This window comes from Bacteroides timonensis (genome assembly GCF_000513195.1).
Classification (GTDB): domain Bacteria; phylum Bacteroidota; class Bacteroidia; order Bacteroidales; family Bacteroidaceae; genus Bacteroides; species Bacteroides timonensis.
On record NZ_CBVI010000028.1, the window covers coordinates 17,112 to 41,595 of the forward strand.

Below are 24,484 nucleotides of genomic sequence, written 5' to 3' on the forward strand. Positions count from 1 at the left end.
GAAAAACTCTCTTGTCAGACGATTTTAGCAAACAGTTCCAGATGTTCATCTACATAACTGGCTACCATAGCTGTGATTCCTTCCTCTTTTTCCAAAAATTCTTCTTCCAGTTCATCAAAAGCTTCATATTGCTCGTACATAGCCATGAATTCATCATCTGTACGTTCCCGCTCCAGATCTTCACGATGGGCATCATAAATCTTTTTAGCTCTATATACCAGTTTGCCGAAATCTTCTGCTCCCCACAGACGCATCACTTTAGCAAACGGATTAGCAAAAATATAACCACCATACCCATTCTGTATCAATTGGCAGAAGCCGCCATCCATTACTTCATCACGAAATATCTGGTATGCAAGTAAAGTGTGCTGCTCACCTGTCAGTAATGGCATGGATTCAGCGGTTAGTTCACCACCTATCAGTTCTTTATATCTGTCGGTAAATACCTGAATAAAAGTATCCATTCCCTCGCCTGCTGCTTTGCGCAAGGCGGCATCAGTAATTTCTATCATAATCTTCTTATATGTTAAAGTGATTTTTTAAGTAATCTTCCTTTCTCCGTTAAACGATATTTCTGCAAGCGGCTATTCGGCTTATCAGGTATTGTCATTTCGATAACTTCTGAATCTAAAGCTGATTTTAAATAATTCAAACGAAAATGCTCCCTATCAGAGAGTTGTAATCTCTCCTGTAATTCTTGCCTATTCATTTCCTTATCCAATACTCTGATCAACTCTCTCACTTGCGGGGTATCTTGCGGGGTATCTTTTTCTGCAATAGGAAATGTCATCCGCAAAAAATTCTCTGTAAATTTGAAGCATTCTTTTCCATAGCTTCTTAAAACACGAGGAACGCCAGAACCTAAATGCTCAACCAAATCCAAGTCTCTAAAAACACGCATTAATTCTTTATTGCGAGGCACAGAGTAACCTTCAAAAAATTCTTTTTCAGTTATACCTTGCGGCAGGCTTCCGAATGAAGTTATCTCTATTCTGTCCTCAAAGAATTCAAATTTAGGAGGCACTTCGGATGTATAATCATTGTGAACTATTGCATTTATTACGGCTTCACGTAAGGCAACAGGACTCCAAAGTTTCTTTTCTTCACGCTCTTTAGGAGTTATTTTAGCTAACGTCTTATTCTCTACCCCAAGTTTATCCAATACTTGCTTTGTGGCCTTTATTAATGAACAATAGCCGTATTCATTATTTTCCATCAAGTCCACTCTATCAAGACCAGCGTACTTTGCAACCTTTACAGAAAGCCCATTAACATCAGACAATAAATAAGCTACATAATTATACTGTCCATCTTCGGTAAGCAATTCAAGATTAGATGCAAAATGCTGATTTAAAGTCTTATTTGCCCCTTCATAGTATATTTTAAGCTGTTCGAATGTAAGATTCTGATTGGAAGATTTGATCTTGCCTATAGAGTTACGAGTGCGTTTTGCAGAAAGAGCCTCGATCATTCTCACCGGCATAGGTTCAGCTGCAGTCCCAACACGAATGAATGTACCCTTTTCTAACATTCCAAATTTTTTAATGTAATAGGGTTTCTCTGTTCCACTCGCAAACGTTATTTTAATTACATCCTTAGAATCAATATTTACTACAGCCACATCAAACAATCCCATGCAAGAGGGCATAATATTATTCTTCAGACGATCTTCTATTCTTAACATATCTCCATCGATGTCGTTAACACCAATAGGAGTTCCTGTTTTATGAACACCAATATATATCACTCCTCCCTCAAGATAATTTAAAAAAGCCACAGCTTCTTTTTCTAAATCATCTGTAAGATACTGCTTATATTCTGTACGATTGGTTTCTGATGTCATATCACTTTCATCTTAAACATTACAATCTTTGCGACCTTAATGCCCGCAAAGATAGTAATATTTAGATGCAGTATGGAAAGTATCGCTACAATTTTTGCTATATTCCTTTATCTCCCACAACGAAGTAAGTATTCTTATCAATCACCTGCAATTCAATGGTCCGTGCTACAACTATCCATAAAAGAATAAGAGGTATAGCACTCTCGCTGAAAGAAGATAATTTGTTCTATATTTCCTGACTCTCATGACCCCAACCGTATCAAGTCCGTGTTTGCTCCGTATCGATACAAAGGGAGTTGGTATGGGCTTGGTATGGAGCAGACAGGGAGGAGGTATGGAGGTGATAAGAAATTAGTCTAAAGTTCTGTTTTTCTCTAATGCTATAGAAAGAAATCAAAGTGGCAGGTTACACGTTTATAAATAAAAGAATATAAGGAAATAGTAAATCCCATACGATGCCAGCAGAAGTTTCTGTAACCACCAGCTTTCCTTTTTCTCTATTCTAATGCAAAAATAGAAAAAAACATTAAAGAATGACGCAGTAAGACCTAAACTTCCACATAGAAAAAGAATTTGTCGACATCCGTCACTCAGAAAACCCATACTTTTGTCCCATCAGAATATTAATCTTAAGACCATGAAGAAAAACTACACGCTTCTATTTATCACGCTTTTATGTGCTGTTTTTGCACAAGCTCAAACCACTCCCGCCTTCCCCGGCGCCGAAGGTTTCGCCCGCTACACCGTAACCGGCGGACGCGGAGGTATCGTATATCACGTCACCAACCTTAATGACAGCGGCGAAGGGTCACTGCGTGCAGGAATTGATATGAAAGTTCCCCGTACCATTGTTTTTGATGTGTCGGGCATTATTGAACTGGAAAGCAGGCTGGTCATAAAAAACGGAGATCTTACTATCGCCGGACAAACGGCTCCGGGAGACGGGATTTGTATCAAGAACTACACCCTGCACATTGTCGGATACAAGGAAGAAGATAAAAAGGATCAATGTGCCACTAATATTATCATCCGCTTCATCCGATGCCGGATGGGAGATGAGAAGAAGGCGGAAGACGATGCCATGTGGGGACGTTATACCTCGGATATCATCATAGATCATTGCAGCATGAGCTGGAGCACGGACGAATGTGCTTCTTTTTATAGTAATAAGAACTTCACCATGCAGTGGTGCATCTTGAGTGAAAGCCTAACCAAATCGGTACACGTCAAAGGAAACCACGGATATGGAGCCATTTGGGGAGGTGAGGGAGCAAGTTTCCACCATAATCTGCTGGCTCATCACAGTAGCCGCACTCCTCGTCTGGATGGCAGCCGCTCCGTAGGAAGATGGGAAGAAGAACTTACCGATCTACGCAACAATGTATTCTATAACTGGGGACCCACCAACGGAGGATATGCCGGAGAAGGCGGACGGTATAACTTTATGAACAATTATTATAAACCAGGCCCCTCTACTGCCACAAAGAAAAATCTAGTCAACCGTATCTTTCAGCCCAATGCCGATGATGGCACACAAAGTAATCCTGCAGGTATATGGGGAAGCTTTTATGTGAATGGGAACTACTTTGACGACACTTGCTCCAAGTTGAATAATGACATGAAAAAATTGGTAGCCGAAACCAATGCAGATAACTGGGAAGGCATTCATCCGCATCTGGGCAACGGTGAACTGCCGGGAGGAAGTAAAGACGGCATTAAAAGTAAGACAGAATTTGAAGTCGCATCCGTTAGTACGCATGCTGCGGCACAGGCTTATGAAAAAGTACTGGCACAAGCGGGTGCCAGCCTGAAGCGTGACGCCGTCGATGAACGGATCATCTCTGAAGTTAAGAATGGGAATTACACTTATGAAGGCAGCAACGGCAGTAGTAACGGACTGATTGATTCACAAGCCGACGTGGAAGGATGGCCTCTGTACAATAATGAAGAAAAGCCTGCTGATTCCAATGGGGACGGTATTCCTGACACTTGGGCTGCCCAGTATCTTCCCGTCGGCAAAACCTATAAGGACATAGAACCATCTACCGGTTACTCTTACCTGGAACTTTACATCAATAGCCTCGTTGACGACTTGATGAAAGCCTGCTACGAAAACAGCAGTAATTCCCCAAGCAACCACGATTTCGGTTTATATGGCACTACCACAGGGATTTCTTCTCCCTCTGCCCAAAAAACAGATGCGGTAAAATGCTTCCGGCAGGATAAGCAAATTGTCCTTAAGGGACTTTGCGCAGGGGCACGCATCGAAATTTATGACTTGTCGGGAAGAATCATGGCTTCCTATCAAAGCTCTGACGAACAGGCTGTATACCCCCTCACCCAGCCTGCCATTATTAACATCCTATCGGGAGGAAAAAAGTACAGTTTCAAAAGTCCCCGTTAATTTTATTGTAATGTGGAGATTGCAATACACAGGAACACTGTCTCTTATTATTTATTTTTATAAAAAAAGTCAGATAACTCGATTTGCATAAATAAAGAAAAGGAGTAACTTTGCGAGCGATTTTAGAAAGTAGATTACGTTTTTTAATTTATATAACTTAAAAAAAGAGCTAATTATGACTTATTCACACGAAGTGGAACACATGTGTGTTGTAAAGAAGGGTCCTAACCACGGACCGGCTCCCATACCCGAAGAAGGCAAATGGGTAAAATCAAAAGAAATAGTTGATATTTCAGGTTTAACACATGGTATAGGTTGGTGTGCTCCTCAACAAGGTGCTTGTAAACTGACTTTGAACGTAAAAGAAGGTATCATTCAGGAAGCATTGGTTGAAACAATCGGCTGCTCCGGTATGACTCACTCAGCTGCTATGGCCGCTGAAATCCTTCCGGGCAAGACAGTACTCGAAGCATTGAATACTGACCTTGTTTGCGACGCTATCAATACAGCAATGCGCGAACTTTTCCTGCAAATCGTTTACGGACGTACTCAGTCTGCTTTCTCTGAAGGTGGTTTGATTATCGGTGCAGGTTTGGAAGACTTGGGTAAAGGTCTGCGTAGCCAGGTAGGTACATTGTACGGTACTTTGGCAAAAGGCCCTCGTTACCTGGAAATGGCCGAAGGTTACATCAAGAATATCTTCTTGGATAAGAATGACGAGATCTGCGGATACGAATTCGTTCACATGGGCAAATTCATGGATGAAATCAAGAAGGGTACAGATGCTAACGAAGCATTGAAGAAGGTTACCGGTACTTACGGTCGCGTAACACCTGAGCAGGGAGCAGTTAAACATATTGATCCACGTCACGAATAATATAAGGAGGAAAGAAATTATGATTAGAGAAGTAAAATTTGAAAGTCAAGACCGTCGTATCAAAGGTATCATTGCTGCCTTGAACGCTAACGGCATCAAAGACATCGAGGAAGCTAACGCAATCTGCGACGCTGCCGGACTTGATCCTTATAAAACGTGTGAAGAAACTCAGCCGATCTGTTTTGAAAATGCAAAGTGGGCTTACGTAGTGGGTGCTGCTATTGCATTGAAGAAAGGTTGCAAGAATGCTGCTGACGCTGCCGAAGCTATCGGTATCGGTCTGCAAGCTTTCTGTATCCCCGGTTCTGTAGCCGACGACCGTAAGGTTGGTATCGGTCATGGTAACCTGGCAGCTATGTTGTTGCGCGAAGAGACTAAGTGTTTTGCTTTCTTGGCGGGTCACGAGTCATTTGCTGCTGCAGAAGGTGCTATCAAAATTGCCGCTAAAGCTGACAAAGTACGTAAAGAACCTCTGCGTTGTATCCTGAACGGTTTGGGTAAGGATGCTGCACAGATCATCTCTCGTATCAATGGCTTTACTTATGTACAAACTCAATTCGACTACTATACTTCTGAACTGAAAGTTGTTCGCGAAATCGCTTACTCTGACGGCGAACGCGCCAAAGTAAAATGCTATGGTTGCGACGACGTTCGTGAAGGTGTAGCCGTTATGTGGAAAGAAGGCGTAGACGTTTCTATCACTGGTAACTCAACTAACCCGACTCGTTTCCAACACCCGGTTGCCGGTACTTACAAGAAAGAGCGTATGCTTGCTGGTAAGCCTTATTTCTCAGTTGCTTCCGGTGGTGGTACAGGCCGTACTCTTCACCCGGATAACATGGCAGCCGGTCCGGCTTCTTATGGCATGACCGACACAATGGGTCGTATGCACTCCGACGCTCAGTTCGCTGGTTCTTCATCAGTTCCTGCTCACGTAGAAATGATGGGCTTCCTGGGTATCGGTAACAACCCGATGGTAGGATGTACTGTGGCTTGCGCGGTAGACGTAGCTCAGGCTTTGAACAAGTAATATAAGTTACTTTATATAGATAAACTCCTGTAATCGTTACGATTGCAGGAGTTTTTGTTTATGGTAATCTGACATAGACGACACCCTTTGTGGCAAAAGGTATAGCTCCACACAAACAATGCTTATCACATAGAATAATTAACAATTTTATTCAACAGCTATCAATCTACCGAAAGCGCATCGAAATTTAACAACAAATTCAGCTTTCATCAGGCTCAAGTTCCGCAGTTGACAATGACACACAAATAAGGTTACGGCCTTAACTCCATTAGAATCTCTGGAATAGCTTATTCATTAAACCAATCAATCTTTTTAGAGAAGTACATCACCATAGCCAGTATCACAAACAGACCAAGACTACCGGCAAGCAGTGCAAAAGTCTCCAACTGTATAAGAATGAAAACATAAATATAGAGCACACTGAGCAATCCTGCCATAATAAACGCAGGTTTCTTTCTTTTAATAATTCCCAGCATATACCCTCCTACCAGCACAATCGTCAGCACTGATGCCACCAGATATGCCATGCTGAAACCTATATGCTCGGACATGGACAACAACAAACTATAGAACAGACAAAGCGCCAAACCGACTAACAGATATTGCAAAGCATGAATACGGGTTTTCTCCATTATCTCCGTGAAGAATATCACCGTAAAGGTCAGCAAAATAATCAGGATAGCATACTTAGTGGAACGCATGGACTGCTGGTACTGTTCTACCGGCATTTTCAGATTAACTCCGAAGTTAGAGTTCTGAATATCTTTGGTACTGGCATTCTGATAATTTATAAACACTTGCGGATAATTTCTGTTCAGGTTCAGCACTTGCCATTGCGCAGAGAAGTCTTTCTCGGTAATCTCCCGCTTCTCCGGCAGATAATTACCATCAAAACTTGGAGTATTCCAGTTTGCTTTCAGGGCAACTTTCGTAGTTTTACCCAAGGGAGTAAAATAAATGGATTGAGATCCTTTCAGCTTTATCTTCATTTCATAGGGTAACTTCCGATCGTCTTTCAGAGCGGAAAGGTCGACAATGGCATGAACACCCATACTTTCAATACCTCGTCCATCCATTCCCGACTCAAACGTATAGACAGAATCATTCAGTGTAATGCTGACCTGTTCACTGAGACCACGCATATCTGTCAGGTTCAAGCAAACAGCTGCTCTGTTGTACTGAAGCACATCCATGTCGACATTACTCTTACAGAGCTCTTCCGAACTAAAGAATCCCTTGATCAGCAATTCGGACTGATAGACATTTACCTTATAAATTCCTCTCTGAAGAATTTCTGTACTCAACTGTCCGTCTATTGATAATTCATCAGGAAGTAATGTTATACTCCCCATAGTAACCTTCTTTACTCCATTATCTTCCTGAGTAATGGGATATTGCAAGTTAATATAAGGGCCTGTAATAGTCTGTGCCAAACTCCACTTTTGGCCGACTTCCTCAATAGCATCCGTCTGTATCTGCCCACGTTCCCTAATCATATCTCCAATCATAAACATCGGGATCAACAGCAATAAAATTAGAAAAGCGATAACTACCACTTTAATCGATTTGGAGAAACGGCGTAGACAGCCGCTTGCCTGTCTCTTTGTTTCATTCAGATTCTCTGCAAGATCTCCATTGAAATCTTCGTTCAAATTGTCATTCAAATTGTCCATAATAGAATAGTATTAAGTAAGATATTTAGTATTGTCCGGTTTTGTGTGAAGCCAAACATCTACGTTGATTTCAGAAAATTCTCCAATGCTTCTATGTGAGTTTTGAAAGCTTTCTTCCCCTCCTTAGTGGCTTGGAAAGATGTTTTCGGCTTCCTACCCACAAAGCTCTTCTGGCAAACTATATAACCCAACTCTTCCAAAGCCCTTGTATGGCTCGCCAGGTTACCGTCCGTCAGTGAAAGTAATTCCTTCAAAGTATTGAAATCGACATCTTCATTTACCATGAGAACTGCCATAATACCCAGACGAACTTTACTTTCAAATGCCTTATTTATATTTTGAAATGCTTCTATCATCTATTATTTTTTTCTTTCGTACTGTAAATAAAACAACATGCCATACAAAATATGGAATCCACCAAAACCAATTGTCCAAAACATCAAGCCATGTCCTTCAAAAAAACAGTCTGCAATGCCCAGAGAAAGAAAAGCATATCCTAACCATGCTACATTGGAGTAAGTGAACTTAGACACATTGACCAAAGAAAGTCCATAGAAAAGTAACATCACAGAGGATACCAGTCCGTAATGTTCATGTAGCAATAAGGCTATACAGAACAACCCTCCTGTCAACAACGGCAATGAAAAATTCCATGCAATACGATAGGTTAGTTTACTGAGTAGCTTTTGTTGTATCTTCCTGGCCTTATACCAGGATAAGATACAGGCGGTAACAACTGAAACAGTCAAAACCAGTGAAGCAACCATTATTAGTCCTTCCCTATTATCTCCTGATCTTAATAACTGACCGGCCACATAAGCACCGGCTAATGCATACACTCCGGCCAAGACAGCCGTCATTCCACTGAGAGATACGAACTTGGAAGATCTTTCCATCAATTCTTTTATCTCATTTACTGATTCTATTGCTTTATTCTTATCCATATATAAAAAAGTACTTTGTGACGCAAAGTAAAATATAAAAAATGAAAGGAGCAAAGAATATCGAGAAAAATGTATTCAATAAGATTAATCCGCATAAGAATCACTATATTTGCAATCAACCAAATATCAACAGTATAGCCTAATGATGAAACAATTAATTGCTTGTTGCGGATTAGATTGCGAAAGTTGCGATGCCCGCATAGCTACTGTCAGAGATGACAATGAGTTAAGAGAAAAACAGCCCAACTGTGGAGTAAGCTGAACAATATACCGGAGATTACGGCAGATACCATTAATTGCATGGGTTGTCGTATGGATGGAGTGAAAACTATGTATTGCAGCGATATGTGCACAATCCGCAAATGCGTAAACGAAAAAGGATTTAACACCTGTGGTGACTGTAAAGAATTGGATAACTGCCAGATAGTGGGTCCTATTTTTCAGCATACTCCCAGTGCTAAAGAAAATCTTCTATAACATTCGTCAGCTTTACGACCTGCACATTATTGTTCCCTTATCTTTAAAATAAAGAAACAGCATTTGAGACTCTCTTTATGCTGTTTCTTTTCCCTTATTTCAATCAGATACTATCTTATCGTGATACCCTCCCGGATGTATTTCCCTGCATCAGGCTCTCCACTTCCTCCACCGTCACATGATTAAAGTCACCGTATACGGTATTCTTTAATGCAGAGGCTGCCAGAGCATATTCCAATGCTTTCTGATCATTATCCGGATACGTTATGAGACCATAAATCATGCCACCGACAAAAGCATCACCGGCACCCACACGGTCCACTTCGCATTCGATATCATAAATACCTGTATGCTTCAATGTGCAATCAGAATAGAGAACGGCAGCCAGTAGATTATGATTGGAAGTAATGGAATTACGAAGTTCCAGAAATGCCTTCCGGCAACGAGGGACAAGCTCCGCTACCCGACGACCGAACTCTTCAAAGGCAGGAAGGTTTGCTTCAAACGTAGTGTCCGCGGCATCTACGGCTTTGAAACCGACAGGCTGTATGCCAAGTATCTCTTTATATTCCGGTTCGGCACCGAAAATGACATCACTGTATTGCACCAAAGGTTGCATGACTTCGGCAGCAGAACTCCCATAGTTCCAAAGTTTCTTACGGAAATTCAGATCACAGGAGATAGTCAACCCCATACGGTCAGCTATTTCAAGAGCCTCACGGCATGCATCGGCACCATCTTGTGACAAAGCAGCAGCAATACCCGACCAATGAAACCAACCGGCATCAGAGAATATCTTTTCCCAATCAATCATGCCCGGACGCAAAGTAGCAAAAGAAGAGCCTTCACGATCGTAAACCACATTAGAATTACGGAATGCCGCACCACTTTCCAAAAAATAAAGTCCCATGCGCTTACCACCAAAGACAATGCCTTCCGTACCTAAACCGTTAGCACGGAGCGAAGCTATGCAGGCACGTGCCACAGCATTGTCCGGCAGGCGGGTTACGAATTCTGTAGGAATACCAAAGTTAGCCAACGAAACGGCCACATTAGCTTCACTGCCACCGTAAGTGGCTATCATTTGATTAGTTTGTGAAAAACGTAGGAAATCAGGAGCAGTAAGCCTCAGCATTACTTCACCAAAGGTGACTACTCTCTTATTTGTGGCAATTTGTTTCTTGTTCATACGATGTCAATAATAAAGATTAACTAAACACCAAAGTTGTATTTTTATTCCAAGCAAACGCAAAGATATAATAATATTTATTGGCAGAAAAGCAGGGATAAAGCATAATCATCAGATTTGTTGTAACTTTGCAAAGTTTTAACTGATATAACAAACAAAATGAGTTCATTGAAAAAAATTCCCTCTCCTTTAGTTTCCCTCCTGCCCATCGTGTTGTTGGTAGGAATGTTATTCGCCACCATACATACATTCGGAAGTGATGCACTGGAAGGGGGTAGCCAGATTTCCCTGCTGACCACTACTGCTTTTTGCGTATTCATTGGTATAGCATTCTACTATGTCCCCTGGAAAGATTACGAACTCGCTATTACAAATAATATTTCCGGAGTTGCTACAGCAATTATTATCTTGCTGATAATAGGTGCATTGAGTGGTGCATGGATGATAAGCGGCATCGTCCCTACTCTTATATACTATGGCATGCAAATTATTCATCCTGATTTTTTCCTGGCATCAACCTGCATCATCTGCGCATTAATCTCTGTTATGACAGGCAGCTCGTGGACAACAATCGCCACTATCGGTATCGCCCTGATGGGGATTGGCAAAGCACAAGGGTTCAACGAAGGCTGGATAGCAGGAGCCATTATCTCCGGAGCATATTTCGGTGATAAAATCTCCCCGCTGTCGGATACTACGATACTTGCTTCCTCCATAACAGACGTGCCCTTGTTCCGGCATATACACTATATGTTAATTACAACCACTCCATCGTTGATTATCACACTGATCATCTTTACAGTAATGGGATTCGTCATCGAAACAAACTCTACCGTGCACATGGAGGACTTTGCCACATCGCTGAAAGATACCTTCACAATCACTCCCTGGTTACTGATTGTTCCCTTAGTAACCGGAATACTTATTGCGCGAAAAGTTCCGTCCATCATTACCTTGTTCATATCCACGATGCTGGCAGGTATTTGCGCCATCATCTTCCAACCGGATTTGCTACGTGAAATTGCAGGAGAAAATAACATCTTCAAAGGGGCGATGATGACATTCTACGGAAGCACCGGTCTGGATACCGGCAACAGTATGCTGACCGACCTTGTGTCTACACGTGGCATGGCTGGCATGATGAATACAGTCTGGTTGATTCTTTGTGCCATGTGTTTCGGAGGTGCCATGACAGCAAGCGGTATGCTGGGTAGTATAACTTCAGTCTTTGTACGTTTCATGAAAGGAAGAGTCAGCGTTGTAGCATCTACTGTTTGTTCCGGACTGTTTCTCAATCTGACTACCGCCGACCAATACATCAGTATTATCCTCACCGGAAACATGTTTCGCAATATTTATGAGAAAAAAGGATATGAGAACCGATTATTGAGCCGTACTACGGAAGATGCTGTTACCGTGACCTCCCCTCTGATACCATGGAATACCTGCGGAATGACGCAGGCAACGATATTGAACGTATCTACGCTGACCTATCTTCCTTATTGCTTTTTCAACATTATCAGTCCATTAATGAGCATCCTCGTCGCGGCCATCGGATATAAAATTGTGAAGCGTCCCGTGAACAATCCCGGATAAAGGTTGTTTTGCAATAAACGAACAAGAATCGTAAAACCTAAACATTAAAGAATTATGAAAAAGTTTATTGCATTAGTAGCATTAGTGATGATGAGTGCGGCAACAACCGCCATGTATGCACAAGAAAGTAGAGCGGAACGCCGCGCAGACCGTAAGGCTCAAAGAGACGCTGAACGCGCCCGCCTGAAAGCTGAAGAACAAGTAGCCGACGCAGTATCGTATGATGACGCCGTAGCCGCATTGAAAGCCCACCAATTCGTACTGGAAGCCGACCAGGTGATGTTCCGTAACGGACAGACAGCTTTCGTTAACTCCAACACCAACTTCGTACTGGTAAATCAAGGACGTGGTACCGTACAGGTAGCATTCAACACGGTATATCCCGGCCCTAACGGTATCGGTGGTGTAACTGTAGATGGTTCTACCTCGGATATGCAGATTACAACTGACAAGAAAGGTAACGTTAACTGCCAGTTCAGCATTCAGGGTATCGGTATCTCTGCACAGATTTTCATTTCGCTGACTAACGGTGGAAACAATGCTACCGTAACCATCAGCCCGAACTTCAACTCCAATACAATGACGCTGACTGGTAATCTCGTTCCATTAAGCCAATCCAGCATCTTTAAAGGACGCTCTTGGTAAAGCCCTTTACAATATATATATTTCCACTCCGCTGCAAATTGCCAGAAATGTGTACATTTGCAGCGGAGTTTTTATATTTTTGCATCCAAATATGAGAGAATTTATCATCGCAGACAATCAGGACATCACCAAAGCAGGTATGATGTTTCTGCTCAGTAGCCAGAAGGACACAGCCCTGTTACTGGAAGCAGATAACAAAACTGAACTGGTTCAGCAACTGCGCCTGCATCCGCAAGCAGTAGTGATACTGGACTATACGTTATTTGACTTCTCAGGTGCGGACGAGTTAATTGTGCTGCATGAGCGTTTTAAAGAAGCGGACTGGCTCCTTTTCTCTGATGAATTGAGCATGGAGTTTCTACGGCAGGTATTGTTCAGCAGTATGGCTTTCGGAGTGGTGCTGAAGGACAATTCAAAAGAAGAAATACTGTCTGCATTGCAATGTGCTTCGCGCAAAGAGCGTTTTATTTGTAATCATGTCAGTAATTTATTGCTGTCGGGCAGCAATGCATCTCCCGTACGCCACACACAGAAAGATGATTTACTGACACCTGCCGAACGGAGTGTACTGAAAGAAATTGCTCTGGGAAAGACTACGAAGGAAATTGCGGCGGAGAAGAACCTCAGCTTTCATACGGTAAACAGCCACCGCAAAAACATATTCCGTAAATTAGGAGTGAATAATGCGCACGAAGCTACCAAATATGCCATGAAGGCAGGGATTGTGGATTTAATGGAATACTATATATAAAAAGACTGTTCAGACACCTATTTCCCCACTGCCGATACATATCCGGGAAGCTTCATCATATACCACACCGAATTGTCCGGGAGCAATACCCTGCAAATTTTCAGAAGATACAATACGATAGATCTCCCCTTCCCGTATCAGTTTTCCTTTCATAAATTCCGGTGTGTGGCGGATTTTAAAAGTCACATCGACTTCCTGATTATCCAACCAGGGGTTTTCTGTAATGAAATGAAAATCATGAATCACGAATTCACGCCCATACTGCCATTGGGTATCATATCCTCGTGAGACATAAAGTACATTTGCATCGATGTCTTTCCGAATGACAAACCAAGGACCACCGCTTAAGCCCAATCCTTTGCGCTGCCCGATGGTATGAAACCAATATCCCCGGTGTGTACCGATTTTCTTTCCAGTCTCCCATTCCACAATATCCCCTTGCCGTTCACCAAGGAAACGACGAACAAAGTCATTGTAGTTGATCTTTCCCAGAAAGCAAATGCCCTGACTGTCACGGCGACGGGCAGTAGGCAGTCCTGCATTGCGGGCAATGTCCCGCACTTCCTGTTTCATCAATCCGCCAAGGGGGAACATTAGCTTAGATACTTGCAGGTAATCAATCTGTGCAAGAAAATCTGTCTGATCCTTTACGGGATCGACAGCTGTCCCCAACCATACTTTACCATCTTTATGGACCGTAGTGGCATAATGCCCGGTAGCGGTAAAATCAAACTCTTTGCCTACCTTCTGCTCAAAGCGACCGAATTTAATGAAGCGGTTGCACATCACATCCGGATTAGGGGTCAATCCACGACGGATTTTGTCAATGGCATAAGCAGCAACCTGTTCCCAGTATTCTTTCTGCAAATCGACCATTTCCAAAGGCAATCCGTAGCGGTGTGCAACAGCCGTAGCCATCTCCCAGTCTTCTTCAGCAGAACAATCCATATAATCGGTGCCTTCCATTCCTATCTTTATATAAAATAGAGACGGCCGATACCCTTGTTCACAAAGAAGGTGTACGACAACTGAACTGTCGACACCTCCTGATAATAAAACAGATATATTCATTCTTGTAGCGGTTTTGAACAAAGAGTGATAAGGTGGTAAGGTGATAAGGTGATAAGGTGATAGCGGGATAACGCTCTGTGATATATAGCGCAGCCACTTTATCACCCTATCACCTTACCGCCTTATCACTCTTTTGCCTCCTTTCTATCCCGTTTTGAGGTAAATATTTATTTAGTGAGTCGCATCCAAGTCCGCATCGGGGGATGCTCCCATAATAACAGAGGTACATTCCCATAACGACTGAACCTATTTCCCATAACGACAGAAAGCATTTCCCATAACGACTGAATGAACCTTCCACTACGACTGAGCAAGGTGGAACACCAACCATTCATCCAGTCAGCGACTTACGTATTCCTTCATGAGGCTGACTTAGCTCTGGTTTTACGCATTTCTGACGGGTTATGAACCAATTATATTTTATCCAACGCCTGAGCCAAGTCATCCAGCAAATCAGCAATATGCTCCGTACCGATAGACAGACGCACCGTTCCCGGTTTAATGCCTTGTTCTTCCAACTCCTGTTCATTCAACTGCGAATGTGTAGTGGTAGCCGGATGGATAACGAGCGACTTAACATCCGCTACATTTGCCAGAAGTGAGAATATTTGCAGGTTATCAATAAATGTCTGTGCCTCTTTCACCCCACCCTTTACTTCAAAAGTAAAGATAGAACTTGCACCATTGGGAAAATATCTTTGATACAATGCATGATCCGGATGTTCCGGCAATGACGGGTGATTCACCGCTGCCACTTTAGGGTGTTTCTTCAAAAAATCAACCACCTTCAATGCATTCTCTACATGACGTTCCACACGGAGGGAAAGTGTTTCCAGTCCCTGCAATAAAATAAAAGCATTGAATGGACTGATGGTAGCGCCCGTATCACGAAGCAGGATAGCACGAATTCGAGTAACGTAAGCCGCAGCACCCGCAGCTTCAGTAAAACGTATGCCATGATAGCAAGGCTCCGGTTCCGTCAGTTGAGGGAATTTGCCCGAAGCTGCCCAATCGAACTTACCGCCGTCCACAATCACGCCCCCCAAGGAACTGCCATGGCCACCGATAAACTTCGTAGCGGAGTGTACCACGATGTCTGCTCCATGCTCAATAGGCCGTATCAGGTAAGGTGTGCCAAATGTATTATCAATGATCAATGGAATCTTATGACGATGTGCTATCTCAGCAACAGCTTCAATATCAATAATGTTGGAGTTTGGGTTACCCAGAGTTTCAATATATACAGCCTTTGTATTCTCCTGTATAGCCTTCTCAAAGTTCGAGAGATCAGCAGGGTCTACAAAAGTAGTAGTCACTCCGTAGGCAGGCAGAGTATGCTCCAACAGATTATACGTACCCCCATAGATGGTTTTAGCCGATACGATATGATCTCCGGCACGAGTAATATTCTCTAAAGCATAAGTCACGGCAGCAGCACCCGAAGCAACCGCCAATCCGGCAACGCCACCTTCTAAAGCAGCTACACGTGCTTCGAACACACCTTGTGTAGAATTAGTCAAACGGCCATAGATATTGCCCGGATCCTGCAAACCAAAACGTGCTGCAGCATGGGCAGAGTTGCGGAATACATACGAAGTAGTCTGATAAATGGGCACGGCACGTGCATCAGTAGCCGGGTCGGGTTGTTCTTGTCCTACATGGAGTTGAAGCGTCTCGAAATGCAATTTCTTTGTTTCCATTGTCTTTGTATTTTTTAGGATTAATTGATTGAGTGCAAAGATAATGTGATGTTATGACATGGGCAATGACACAAGATAGGGAATTTTATACCACATTTATGGTAGATAAACAAACTATTCGCTAAATTTGCAACGAAAACCAAACGATAGATACAGATGAGAAGAAGGAATATACAGCTTTTCCTACTATTGGGAGTCCTTGCATTGACAAGCTTATTCTCTTGTGGAGTAGACCGTTGGCCGGAATATTACAAATGGACCGGACGCGATCTATGGATAGACAGCGTCATGAGAGAAGAATATCTGTGGTTTGAAGACATACCCGACTCAAAAAACGTGAATTATTTCCTCGCCCCGGAGGCTTTTTTAAAATCAATAAGATCATCACTTGATAAAGACTACTCCAGTGTCGATACATTGTATGCCACTCCCACACCGAGCTATGGCTTCGACTATTCCCTATATCGGATAAGCGGTAATGATACCGCCTATAATGCACTTATCACATACGTCATTCCCGGATCTCCAGCTTCCGAAGTCGGATTAAAACGAGGCGAATGGATCATGCAAATCAACGATGATTATATCACCAAAAAAACGGAGAAACTACTGACTGAAGGTGAAAATCAGAAACTATTGTTAGGAAAATATGTTTCAGCTGTCAATGACGAAGGAGAAGATGAAAGTAAGATTGAATCTTACCGTGACGCAGTTCTTCCTGCCGCCCGCCCCGTAGAGGACGTCGCCATACCTGCTTACGATGTTTACCCTAGTGGAAGTATAAATGTAGGTTATTTGGCATATAACAGCTTCAACAAAGAAGATAATAGTGAGCTGCTCCAACTATCGCAGTTCTTTAAAGATAAGGATATAACAGATTTGGTTCTTGACTTGCGCTACAATGCCGGTGGAGAAATGGAGTGTGTACAACTTCTGGCAGATATTTTAGCACCTGCCGACAAATTGAACAGTCCCTTCGCCTCACTGGAATATAGCCAGAAGCGAAAATATAAAGACCACGAACTCACACTCGACAGCAAGCTTTTGCAAGGAGGTGTGAACCTAAATCTATCGAAAGTGTATGTTCTGACAAGCAGTACAACTGCCGCTGCTTCGGAAATGCTCATTAATTGTTTGAGACCTTACATGACAGTAATAACTATAGGCACCACAACCAAGGGAGAAACCGTAGCAACAGAAAGTTTCCCCAGCGATCAATTCTTATGGGTGCTTCGCCCTGTTGTATGCCAAGTATTCAATTCAGAAGGTGAGGCGGACTACACCAAAGGTTTCACACCTAATTATGCAGTCAGTGAACTGAGTGATTTTGCAAAAGTACTGCCATTAGGAAATCCTAACGAGGCTTTGTTCAGTGCAGCAATAGGTATCATCGATGGTAGTATCGTACTCCCTGAACCTAAACCAGAACCCGAAACTCAAATGACAGTAGTGAAAAGTGTGAAAGTAAAGCGCAATTTCCGCAATGGTCTTATCATTAAATAAACCAGAATGAAGAAGAATATTCTCATAGCTTTACTATTCATAGGAGGATTGACAGCTTGTAGTGATAACAACGAAGGTTCAGATATACCCAATAATCCGGTATATCCTGTAACTCATTTCTCTAAAATAGAATTAAAGGAAGCCAAGGAAGAGCCAGGTGCACCTGCTGTTACTGTTACTCAGACTTACGATTATAGTGCCGGTCGATTGAGTAACTTTACATCTACACAAAGTTTCGTAGCTGGAGGAGAATTGTTTAAGATAGAAAATGCAACAAATGTTGTTTATGGAGATCATCAGGCTGTAGTAACAGATGAAATTAATAATATCTCGACCTACACGTTGGATGATAATGGCTATGCTATAAGTTGCGTGCGCCAAGAAATGGATGGTAAAATACGCTCTTATACTTTCGATTATCTTATCAATACAGAGGGAAAATACTTCCTGAAAAATATAACAGAAACATTAGACGGAAATAAGCCCTATTCTTCTATCAACATAGATTATAGTAGCTATAGAACACTACGCATCACCCAGCAGGTTGACAAGTCCGAACAAACTTACATAGCCAGCACATCTACCGGCAATGAAATAGCCAACACTTCAGAGATTCCGTACCTATTCCTGACAGATCTATATCCCCTTTCATTCCACTCGGTTGCCATTTATGGTAAGTTTTTAGGAGATGCATACAATACTCTGATTACTAACCTCAGACCAGAGGATAACAGTGGAAGCAACGAAAGCACGACATATAAATATGAATTCGACAGACGAGGTATCGTTACTTCCTGTGATGAGGTGACCAAAAGCTACGGTCACAACTACATGCGTACTGTATATTATACAATCGAATAAATTGAGATATTATTTCTTGAAGAATTTATCAAAGAAAAGAATTTGGTAATCGATAGAGTTATTCCAATATTGCCCGTTATGCGCACCAGGACGAGTGATAAAGTCATGACTGATATTCTTCTCCAATAAAGCTTTATGCAATGCTTTATTTACTTCCAAGAAGAAATCTTTTTCGCCACAATCGATAATTAATGCCAAATCACCATCTGTAATCTTATCAATCTGGGTAATAACAGTATGCTGGTCCCACAAAGCCTTATCAGACTCATAATCACCGAGTTGTTTACTCATCTCCCAATTCTTCGGAAAAGGACGAATATCCACTCCGCCACTGGTACTTCCTCCTGCACCAAATATATCTTTATGACGGATTGCAAGCCACAAAGCACCATGTCCACCCATGCTCAATCCGGTAATGGCTCGTCCTTTTTTCTCCGGAATAGTAGCATAGTTTTTATCTGTATATTTCACCAGTTCCGAAGCTACAAAAGTTTCATAACGATAAGCCTGATTTTTAGGGCTATCCCAATACCAACTGTTTTTACCATCAGGACATACAAAGATAATTCCTTTTTCATCTGCAATCTTAGGTAACTCCGGTTTCAATCCTACCCAACTACGTGCATTACCACCATAGCCGTGCAACAAATAAACTACCGGACAAGCCTCAGCTTCCTCACCCAATACTTTATCAGGGAGTACATATACCACTTGTACTTCTTTATTCATGGATGGACTTTTTACCATAATGGTATCTACTCGTGCCGCCTGTGTCGCAACAACTGAAAACAGCAATAAAACGCTAAATAAAATTTGTTTTCTTTTCATGTCTTTCATTCTTTAATAATCTCTATAAATAGGCAGCAATATTAGTAATAAAATTCAAAAAATTAGTAATTTTGCAATATAAACTATTCATAACCTATATGGAATTTATTATTATTCTATTTTTATTAGTGCTGAACGGTGTCTTTGCCATGTATGAAATAGCGTTGGTGTCATCCAGCAAAGCACGACTCGAAACCCTCGCAGGCAAGGGAAACAAAAGAGCCAAAGGAGTACTGAAACAGTTGGAAGAGCCCGAGAAATTTCTTTCTACCATTCAAATTGGTATCACGCTTATCGGTATTGTATCCGGTGCTTTCGGTGGTGTAGCCATTGCCGACAATGTAGCACCGTTATTCGCCTCCATTCCTGGAGTTGCTCCCTACGCAAAAGACCTTGCCATGATTACAACAGTGGCAATCATTACGTACCTTTCACTCATCATCGGTGAATTGGTACCCAAGTCCATAGCACTGAGTAATCCGGAACGATATGCAACTCTGCTTAGTCCGGTCATGATTTTACTGACCAAAGTGTCTTATCCATTCGTCTGTTTACTCAGTTTCTCAACCAAGATAGTGAATAAACTAATCGGCCTGAACAATGGAGAAGAACGTCCCATGACACAGGAAGAATTAAAAATGATTCTGCACCAAAGTTCAGAACAGGGTGTTATTGATAAGGAGGAAACGGAAATGTTACGAGACGTATTCCGATTCTCTGATAAGCGGGCCAATGAATTGATGACTTACCGTCGCGACCTTGTCGTACTACATCCCACATACACACGTGATGAGGTACTACACATCATCCGCGAACAGCATTTCAGCAAATACCTGTTGGTAGAAAAAGGAAAAGATGATATTATCGGAGTAGTGTCCGTCAAAGATATTATTCTGATGTTAGGCAATGATCACCCCTTCGATTTACGCGGTATCGCACGCTCTCCCCTGTTTATTCCGGAAAGTTTATATGCCAAGAAAGTTTTAGAGCTATTTAAGAAGAACAAAAATAAGTTCGGAGTTGTTGTAGACGAGTATGGTAATACAGCAGGCATTATCACCTTGCACGATCTGACGGAAAGTATCTTCGGAGACATCCTTGAAGAAAACGAAATGGAAGAAGAAGATATCGTCACCCGGCAAGATGGCTCGATGCTCGTTGAGGCTTCTATGAATGTAGATGATTTTATGGAAGAGATGGGTATCCTGAGCTATGATGATCTGAAAGAAGAAGACTTTACCACACTAAGCGGTCTCGCCATGTTCCTCATCGGGCGGGTACCTAAAGCAGGAGACTTGTTCAGCTACAAGAACCTACAGTTTGAAGTTGTGGACATGGATCGTGGACGAGTGGATAAACTGCTCGTTATCAAAAAAGAAGAGGAAGAATAGTGTGAATTTGCATTATATATTAACTTAAACCATTAAAGCAATGAAAAAAGTAATGATGATTGCAGCCATCGCTGCTGCATTGGTATCCTGCCAATCAAAAGGAACCCAGAACAATGATTCCGCCGTAGGTGAAGGAGTATTGACAGTTGCCGGAAATGATTCTTCTGCCGTAGCCGTATACGAAGGTCTTCTTCCTGCTGCCGACGGCCCGGGTATCCAATACGTATTGAGCGTGGACAGTGTAGGTCCTGACGGAGAAAGCGGTTATACTTTGGTTACTACTTACTTGGATGCGGAAGGTCAAGGAAAGAACAAGAGCTTCACTTCCAAAGGTAAAAAACAAGTCATCAAGAAGACAGTGAACAACAAACAAAAGACAGCCTACAAACTGACACCGAGCGATGGTGACGCTCCTGTCTACTTCGTAGTAGTGAACGATACCACTTTACGTTTGGTTAACGATAGTCTGCAAGAAGCTGTCAGCGACTTGAACTACGATATTATTCAAGTGAAGAAATAATCAGCAAAACATTTCATGTGAGGGGAGCCAAACAAAAGTTGGCTCCCCTTTTTTATCCCTTTCCGATCACACCAACCCAAGAATGTTCTATTTTTATATAGAAATGAAGTGACTGAAACAATATATATAATGATTGGAATAATATTTTAAATCCATTATCATTGTTACGCGTATCTTTGTCCTATCCAATAAAGAGAGAAGCTCATGGAAAAACAGTTATTCTTACTATATAAATAGAAATTAAATTCATAGGCTTTTTAATATTCATAGTTAGTTGGTAAATAGGTATTATCTCATAGGTTATTAGGGGGAGATTGTCAATTGAAAGCGACTGTTGTGAGACAGCCGCTTTTCTTCAATCCACCTGATACCTGGTATTCCCGGTCGTCAGTCTATATTTATATACTAGTAGTAACTACAATTTATACTCATAACATCATTCTACCTTTAATACAACCTTTTGTCTTGGAAGCCCCTTAGATTCTACTGTAAGTACTACTTTTCCCTGCTTCATATACTGGCTACGCAAAATGACTAATGCCAAACCGTTATAAGCATCTCTTTCTGATAACTGGAATGGTAATAGGCTGGTTGCATCTCCATTATCCGTAGCTATAATCTCGGCAGGTCCTGTTACAGAAAACTTCAAATGATTCTTAGAACGAGGAACAACACGACCTTGAGAGTCCACAACAGCTACGCGGATAAATGATAAATCAGTACCATCATTTTTAAGCTCTGTTTTCTCTGCTGTCACTTGTAAAGCGGCTGGTTTTCCAGTAGTTTCTACAAGTTCTTCCGCCCATTGCTGACCGTTCTTATAAGCTATGGCCTTCAAACTTCCCGGCTCGTAACGCACATCATCCCAAGTCAAACGGTCATATGAATGAGCTTTTTCTCTACGTCCCAGTGATTTACCATTCAAAAACAGCTCAACAGCATCTCCCGAAGTATAAATATGAACGGGAGTTATTTCACCAATCCGCTCTTCCCAGTTCCAATGAGGCAATATATGCACAGTGGGCACATCAGGGCACCAGTAACTTTTATAGTTGTAATAACGATCCTTTGGAAAACCACATAAATCGACAATACCAAAATAAGAACTACGGGAAGGCGCCTTTATCTTACCCAATTCTTCCAACTCTTTCCGGGCTTTCTCTAATTCCTTCGGATCACTAAAGTTTAACAAATTAGTGAGATCCTTATTATAAGGAGTAGGTTCACCCAGATAATCAAATCCAGTCCATACAAACTCGCCACTCATAAACGGATACTCTTCATTCATCTTGAACTGGGCTTCAGGACTACATCCCCACCCCACAATTGTCATATCATACGATGAAAGCTGGAAGCTGGAGCGACTATCGTTAGCATCAGTAGTTACCGGGAAGAAATACTCTCCACGAGAACTCGTTGCAGACGAAGTTTCACTGGCATGATAACGGCGAGTCGGATTCTGCTCTTTGAAAACCGGATAGGTTTTATGGAAATAGTTCAGACCAAATATATCCACCTGATTCACAATATCCCGGAAAACGGCATCCCGCTTATTACATCCTAAAGAAGTAGGACGTGTAGGGTCTTCATCATAACAGTAAGCTGTCAGATTACGAGCTATTATAATTCCCTGATCAGTCGTCTGATCAGGCATTTCATTACCTATACTCCACATTATGACAGAAGGATGATTACGATAATGACGTACCAACGAACGCATATCTGCTTCACTCCAATCATCAAAAAGAAGATTATAATCATTTTTGCGTTTCCCTTTTTGCCAAGTATCAGCTAATTCAAGCTGCATCATCAAGCCCATACGGTCACAGAGAGCAACCAACTCCGGTGACGGCGGATTATGTGAAGTACGAATGGCGTTTGCACCCATTTCTTTCATGATACGTAACTGCCTTTCGGCAGCCACTTCATTAAAAGCAGCACCCAAAGCACCTAAGTCATGATGCATACACACACCTTTAATATCTACTTTTTGTCCATTTAGTATGAACCCCTGGTCATGAGTAAATTCAATTGTACGAATGCCAAAAGGAGTTTCATAATTATCCATTTCTTTTCCATCCATGAATATCCGGCTGACCGCTACATAGCAATTCGGAGTATCAATATCCCACAACTTCGGTTTATCTACTTTAAATTGAAAGCGGGCACTCGACCAGCTATCTTTTTTAATCGCAATATCCTTAGTCGTACTTTGAGTTACTTCTTCACCCATAGGATGCCCATCCTTCCCCTGCAGATATACACTTGTCTGCAACTTTACCTGAACATCTTTTCCTGCATGATTCTCAATATTCACTCCCATTTCCATAACAGCACTTTCTGAATCAACCTGCCGGTTTCGCACAAAAGTTCCCCATTGCTCCACATGAACAGGAGACGTTTTCACTAACCATACATTCCGATAAATACCACTACCCGGATACCAACGTGAAGTATCGTCCGGATTATCCAATCGAATAGCCAATACATTTTTTTGTCCTGCCTTTATATAAGGTGTTAAGTCAAGGCGAAAAGAAGCATAGCCATAAGGCCACCCACCCACATATTGCCCGTTACACCACACGGAGGCGTATGACATCGCCCCATCAATATCGAGATAGATTTGCTTCCCGGCATCATCCTGCGATAACTCCAGTGTTTTACGATACCAGCGTATCCCCCAATAAGGTAATTTTCCAGTCGAACCGTCATAGTCAATATTGAAAGGGCCTTCAATGGCCCAATCATGAGGTAAATTCAGATGTCTCCATCCACTATCATCAAAATCAGATTTTACATAGGCGATATTTTCTCCCGGATTACCTTCCGGTCTCTGATACTGCTTCCCGAATATAATAAAATCGTTGGCACAAGGTAATAAATAAGGCTTTAGCTGAGAGTAATGTAATGCAGCATCCACCCCATCCGGATCATCTATCTGATAACACCAATCACGATTAATGTTTAGGCGCTCACGCACCGTTGAGGTATTTGCACAAATAACACCTCGTCCGATAATGAGTGCAAAACTCAATAAAATAAGAAATCTGTTTTTCATATAATCTGTTAAATTGTTAGCACTACAAAAGTAAGGAATAGAAAGATAGACGATTATCAATATTATCTATGTTTCTGTTAATACTGTCTCAAATATCTTTTAATATGGACCTTATTTATCAAC

20 protein-coding genes and 1 pseudogene are annotated in these 24,484 nt (G+C 41.9%); 11 read left to right on the plus strand and 10 right to left on the minus strand.

Annotated features, from left to right (window positions below; all coding sequences use genetic code 11):
• Positions 1–14: 14 nt before the first annotated feature.
• Both BN161_RS07465 and BN161_RS07470 read right to left on the minus strand, forming a co-directional pair.
• Entirely contained in the window at positions 15–512 is a 498-nt protein-coding gene (locus BN161_RS07465; RefSeq protein ID WP_044264489.1) for a DMP19 family protein, read from the minus strand.
• 14 nt (positions 513–526) lie between these two features.
• Complete coding sequence (locus BN161_RS07470) at positions 527–1,843, minus strand: Fic family protein (protein WP_044264491.1); 1,317 nt, start codon at positions 1,841–1,843, stop codon at positions 527–529.
• 637 nt (positions 1,844–2,480) lie between these two features.
• Between BN161_RS07470 and BN161_RS07475 the strand changes: the two genes are divergently transcribed.
• The 3 genes from BN161_RS07475 (at position 2,481) to BN161_RS07485 (ending at position 6,154) form a co-directional block, all read left to right on the plus strand.
• Positions 2,481–4,247, plus strand: a complete 1,767-nt coding sequence (locus tag BN161_RS07475) for a polysaccharide lyase domain-containing protein (protein ID WP_044264493.1) — start codon at positions 2,481–2,483, stop codon at positions 4,245–4,247.
• Between the two features lie 175 nt (positions 4,248–4,422).
• Positions 4,423–5,124 (plus strand): iron-sulfur cluster assembly scaffold protein, encoded by a 702-nt coding sequence (locus tag BN161_RS07480; RefSeq protein WP_044264495.1) that lies wholly within the window; start codon positions 4,423–4,425, stop codon positions 5,122–5,124.
• 19 nt (positions 5,125–5,143) lie between these two features.
• Entirely contained in the window at positions 5,144–6,154 is a 1,011-nt protein-coding gene (locus BN161_RS07485) for a GGGtGRT protein (protein WP_044264497.1), read from the plus strand.
• A 287-nt stretch (positions 6,155–6,441) separates the two neighbouring features.
• Here BN161_RS07485 and creD read toward each other — a convergent pair whose 3' ends face one another.
• From creD to BN161_RS07500, 3 genes are read right to left on the minus strand one after another with little or no spacing between them, the layout of a single operon-like run.
• Positions 6,442–7,827 (minus strand): cell envelope integrity protein CreD, encoded by a 1,386-nt coding sequence (creD, locus tag BN161_RS07490; RefSeq protein ID WP_044264500.1) that lies wholly within the window; start codon positions 7,825–7,827, stop codon positions 6,442–6,444.
• Positions 7,828–7,886: 59 nt separating this feature from the next.
• Positions 7,887–8,183 (minus strand): winged helix-turn-helix domain-containing protein, encoded by a 297-nt coding sequence (locus tag BN161_RS07495; RefSeq protein WP_044264502.1) that lies wholly within the window; start codon positions 8,181–8,183, stop codon positions 7,887–7,889.
• Between the two features lie 3 nt (positions 8,184–8,186).
• The gene (locus BN161_RS07500; RefSeq protein ID WP_044264504.1) at positions 8,187–8,771 is read right to left on the minus strand and encodes a hypothetical protein; all 585 of its coding nucleotides are present in this window, start codon (positions 8,769–8,771) and stop codon (positions 8,187–8,189) included.
• 145 nt (positions 8,772–8,916) lie between these two features.
• On the opposite strand from BN161_RS07500, the pseudogene BN161_RS07505 reads away from it, so the two are divergent.
• Positions 8,917–9,248: pseudogene (locus BN161_RS07505) on the plus strand (DUF3795 domain-containing protein).
• Between the two features lie 115 nt (positions 9,249–9,363).
• Here BN161_RS07505 and BN161_RS07510 read toward each other — a convergent pair.
• On the minus strand, positions 9,364–10,437 hold the full coding sequence (locus BN161_RS07510) for a sugar kinase (RefSeq protein ID WP_044264507.1): 1,074 nt from the start codon (positions 10,435–10,437) through the stop codon (positions 9,364–9,366).
• Positions 10,438–10,605: 168 nt separating this feature from the next.
• On the opposite strand from BN161_RS07510, the gene nhaC reads away from it, so the two are divergent.
• From nhaC to BN161_RS07525, 3 genes are all read left to right on the plus strand, one after another.
• Complete coding sequence (gene nhaC / locus BN161_RS07515; RefSeq protein WP_125910771.1) at positions 10,606–12,033, plus strand: Na+/H+ antiporter NhaC; 1,428 nt, start codon at positions 10,606–10,608, stop codon at positions 12,031–12,033.
• A gap of 54 nt (positions 12,034–12,087) precedes the next feature.
• On the plus strand, positions 12,088–12,678 hold the full coding sequence (locus BN161_RS07520) for a DUF4251 domain-containing protein (protein WP_007214615.1): 591 nt from the start codon (positions 12,088–12,090) through the stop codon (positions 12,676–12,678).
• 91 nt (positions 12,679–12,769) lie between these two features.
• Positions 12,770–13,429 (plus strand): LuxR C-terminal-related transcriptional regulator, encoded by a 660-nt coding sequence (locus BN161_RS07525; protein WP_044264511.1) that lies wholly within the window; start codon positions 12,770–12,772, stop codon positions 13,427–13,429.
• A 9-nt stretch (positions 13,430–13,438) separates the two neighbouring features.
• On the opposite strand, the gene mnmA is transcribed toward BN161_RS07525, so the two are convergent.
• Together mnmA and BN161_RS07535 are read right to left on the minus strand one after the other, a co-directional pair.
• Positions 13,439–14,500, minus strand: a complete 1,062-nt coding sequence (gene mnmA / locus BN161_RS07530) for a tRNA 2-thiouridine(34) synthase MnmA (RefSeq protein ID WP_044264513.1) — start codon at positions 14,498–14,500, stop codon at positions 13,439–13,441.
• A gap of 413 nt (positions 14,501–14,913) precedes the next feature.
• Positions 14,914–16,200: an O-acetylhomoserine aminocarboxypropyltransferase/cysteine synthase family protein gene (locus BN161_RS07535; protein WP_007217527.1), complete on the minus strand. Its 1,287-nt coding sequence runs from the start codon at positions 16,198–16,200 to the stop codon at positions 14,914–14,916.
• Positions 16,201–16,356: 156 nt separating this feature from the next.
• Here BN161_RS07535 and BN161_RS07540 point away from each other — a divergent pair, with 156 nt between their 5' ends.
• Together BN161_RS07540 and BN161_RS07545 are read left to right on the plus strand one after the other, a co-directional pair.
• Positions 16,357–17,703 (plus strand): S41 family peptidase, encoded by a 1,347-nt coding sequence (locus BN161_RS07540; protein WP_044264517.1) that lies wholly within the window; start codon positions 16,357–16,359, stop codon positions 17,701–17,703.
• A gap of 6 nt (positions 17,704–17,709) precedes the next feature.
• Positions 17,710–18,564 carry a DUF4595 domain-containing protein gene (locus BN161_RS07545; protein WP_044264520.1) on the plus strand — a complete coding sequence of 285 codons (855 nt, stop codon included), beginning with the start codon at positions 17,710–17,712 and terminating at the stop codon, positions 18,562–18,564.
• Between the two features lie 9 nt (positions 18,565–18,573).
• Here BN161_RS07545 and BN161_RS07550 read toward each other — a convergent pair whose 3' ends face one another.
• Complete coding sequence (locus tag BN161_RS07550) at positions 18,574–19,392, minus strand: alpha/beta hydrolase (protein ID WP_044264567.1); 819 nt, start codon at positions 19,390–19,392, stop codon at positions 18,574–18,576.
• Positions 19,393–19,490: 98 nt separating this feature from the next.
• On the opposite strand from BN161_RS07550, the gene BN161_RS07555 reads away from it, so the two are divergent.
• Together BN161_RS07555 and BN161_RS07560 are read left to right on the plus strand one after the other, a co-directional pair.
• Positions 19,491–20,783 carry a hemolysin family protein gene (locus tag BN161_RS07555; RefSeq protein ID WP_007214622.1) on the plus strand — a complete coding sequence of 431 codons (1,293 nt, stop codon included), beginning with the start codon at positions 19,491–19,493 and terminating at the stop codon, positions 20,781–20,783.
• Positions 20,784–20,823: 40 nt separating this feature from the next.
• Complete coding sequence (locus tag BN161_RS07560; protein WP_007214623.1) at positions 20,824–21,303, plus strand: copper resistance protein NlpE N-terminal domain-containing protein; 480 nt, start codon at positions 20,824–20,826, stop codon at positions 21,301–21,303.
• 436 nt (positions 21,304–21,739) lie between these two features.
• Here BN161_RS07560 and galB read toward each other — a convergent pair whose 3' ends face one another.
• A complete protein-coding gene (galB, locus tag BN161_RS07565; RefSeq protein WP_044264569.1) occupies positions 21,740–24,361 on the minus strand; it encodes a beta-galactosidase GalB in 2,622 nt (873 codons plus the stop codon).
• Positions 24,362–24,484 lie beyond the last annotated feature (123 nt).

Excerpts from the sequence above, each read along its gene's own strand:
- BN161_RS07465 (WP_044264489.1), bottom strand. The coding sequence starts at position 512 with ATGATAGAAATTACTGATGCCGCCTTGCGCAAAGCAGCAGGCGAGGGA.
- BN161_RS07470 (WP_044264491.1), bottom strand. The coding sequence starts at position 1,843 with ATGACATCAGAAACCAATCGTACAGAATATAAGCAGTATCTTACAGAT.
- BN161_RS07475 (WP_044264493.1), top strand. The coding sequence starts at position 2,481 with ATGAAGAAAAACTACACGCTTCTATTTATCACGCTTTTATGTGCTGTT.
- BN161_RS07480 (WP_044264495.1), top strand. The coding sequence starts at position 4,423 with ATGACTTATTCACACGAAGTGGAACACATGTGTGTTGTAAAGAAGGGT.
- BN161_RS07485 (WP_044264497.1), top strand. The coding sequence starts at position 5,144 with ATGATTAGAGAAGTAAAATTTGAAAGTCAAGACCGTCGTATCAAAGGT.
- creD (WP_044264500.1), bottom strand. The coding sequence starts at position 7,827 with ATGGACAATTTGAATGACAATTTGAACGAAGATTTCAATGGAGATCTT.
- BN161_RS07495 (WP_044264502.1), bottom strand. The coding sequence starts at position 8,183 with ATGATAGAAGCATTTCAAAATATAAATAAGGCATTTGAAAGTAAAGTT.
- BN161_RS07500 (WP_044264504.1), bottom strand. The coding sequence starts at position 8,771 with ATGGATAAGAATAAAGCAATAGAATCAGTAAATGAGATAAAAGAATTG.
- BN161_RS07510 (WP_044264507.1), bottom strand. The coding sequence starts at position 10,437 with ATGAACAAGAAACAAATTGCCACAAATAAGAGAGTAGTCACCTTTGGT.
- BN161_RS07520 (WP_007214615.1), top strand. The coding sequence starts at position 12,088 with ATGAAAAAGTTTATTGCATTAGTAGCATTAGTGATGATGAGTGCGGCA.
- BN161_RS07525 (WP_044264511.1), top strand. The coding sequence starts at position 12,770 with ATGAGAGAATTTATCATCGCAGACAATCAGGACATCACCAAAGCAGGT.
- mnmA (WP_044264513.1), bottom strand. The coding sequence starts at position 14,500 with ATGAATATATCTGTTTTATTATCAGGAGGTGTCGACAGTTCAGTTGTC.
- BN161_RS07535 (WP_007217527.1), bottom strand. The coding sequence starts at position 16,200 with ATGGAAACAAAGAAATTGCATTTCGAGACGCTTCAACTCCATGTAGGA.
- BN161_RS07540 (WP_044264517.1), top strand. The coding sequence starts at position 16,357 with ATGAGAAGAAGGAATATACAGCTTTTCCTACTATTGGGAGTCCTTGCA.
- BN161_RS07545 (WP_044264520.1), top strand. The coding sequence starts at position 17,710 with ATGAAGAAGAATATTCTCATAGCTTTACTATTCATAGGAGGATTGACA.
- BN161_RS07550 (WP_044264567.1), bottom strand. The coding sequence starts at position 19,392 with ATGAAAAGAAAACAAATTTTATTTAGCGTTTTATTGCTGTTTTCAGTT.
- BN161_RS07555 (WP_007214622.1), top strand. The coding sequence starts at position 19,491 with ATGGAATTTATTATTATTCTATTTTTATTAGTGCTGAACGGTGTCTTT.
- BN161_RS07560 (WP_007214623.1), top strand. The coding sequence starts at position 20,824 with ATGAAAAAAGTAATGATGATTGCAGCCATCGCTGCTGCATTGGTATCC.
- galB (WP_044264569.1), bottom strand. The coding sequence starts at position 24,361 with ATGAAAAACAGATTTCTTATTTTATTGAGTTTTGCACTCATTATCGGA.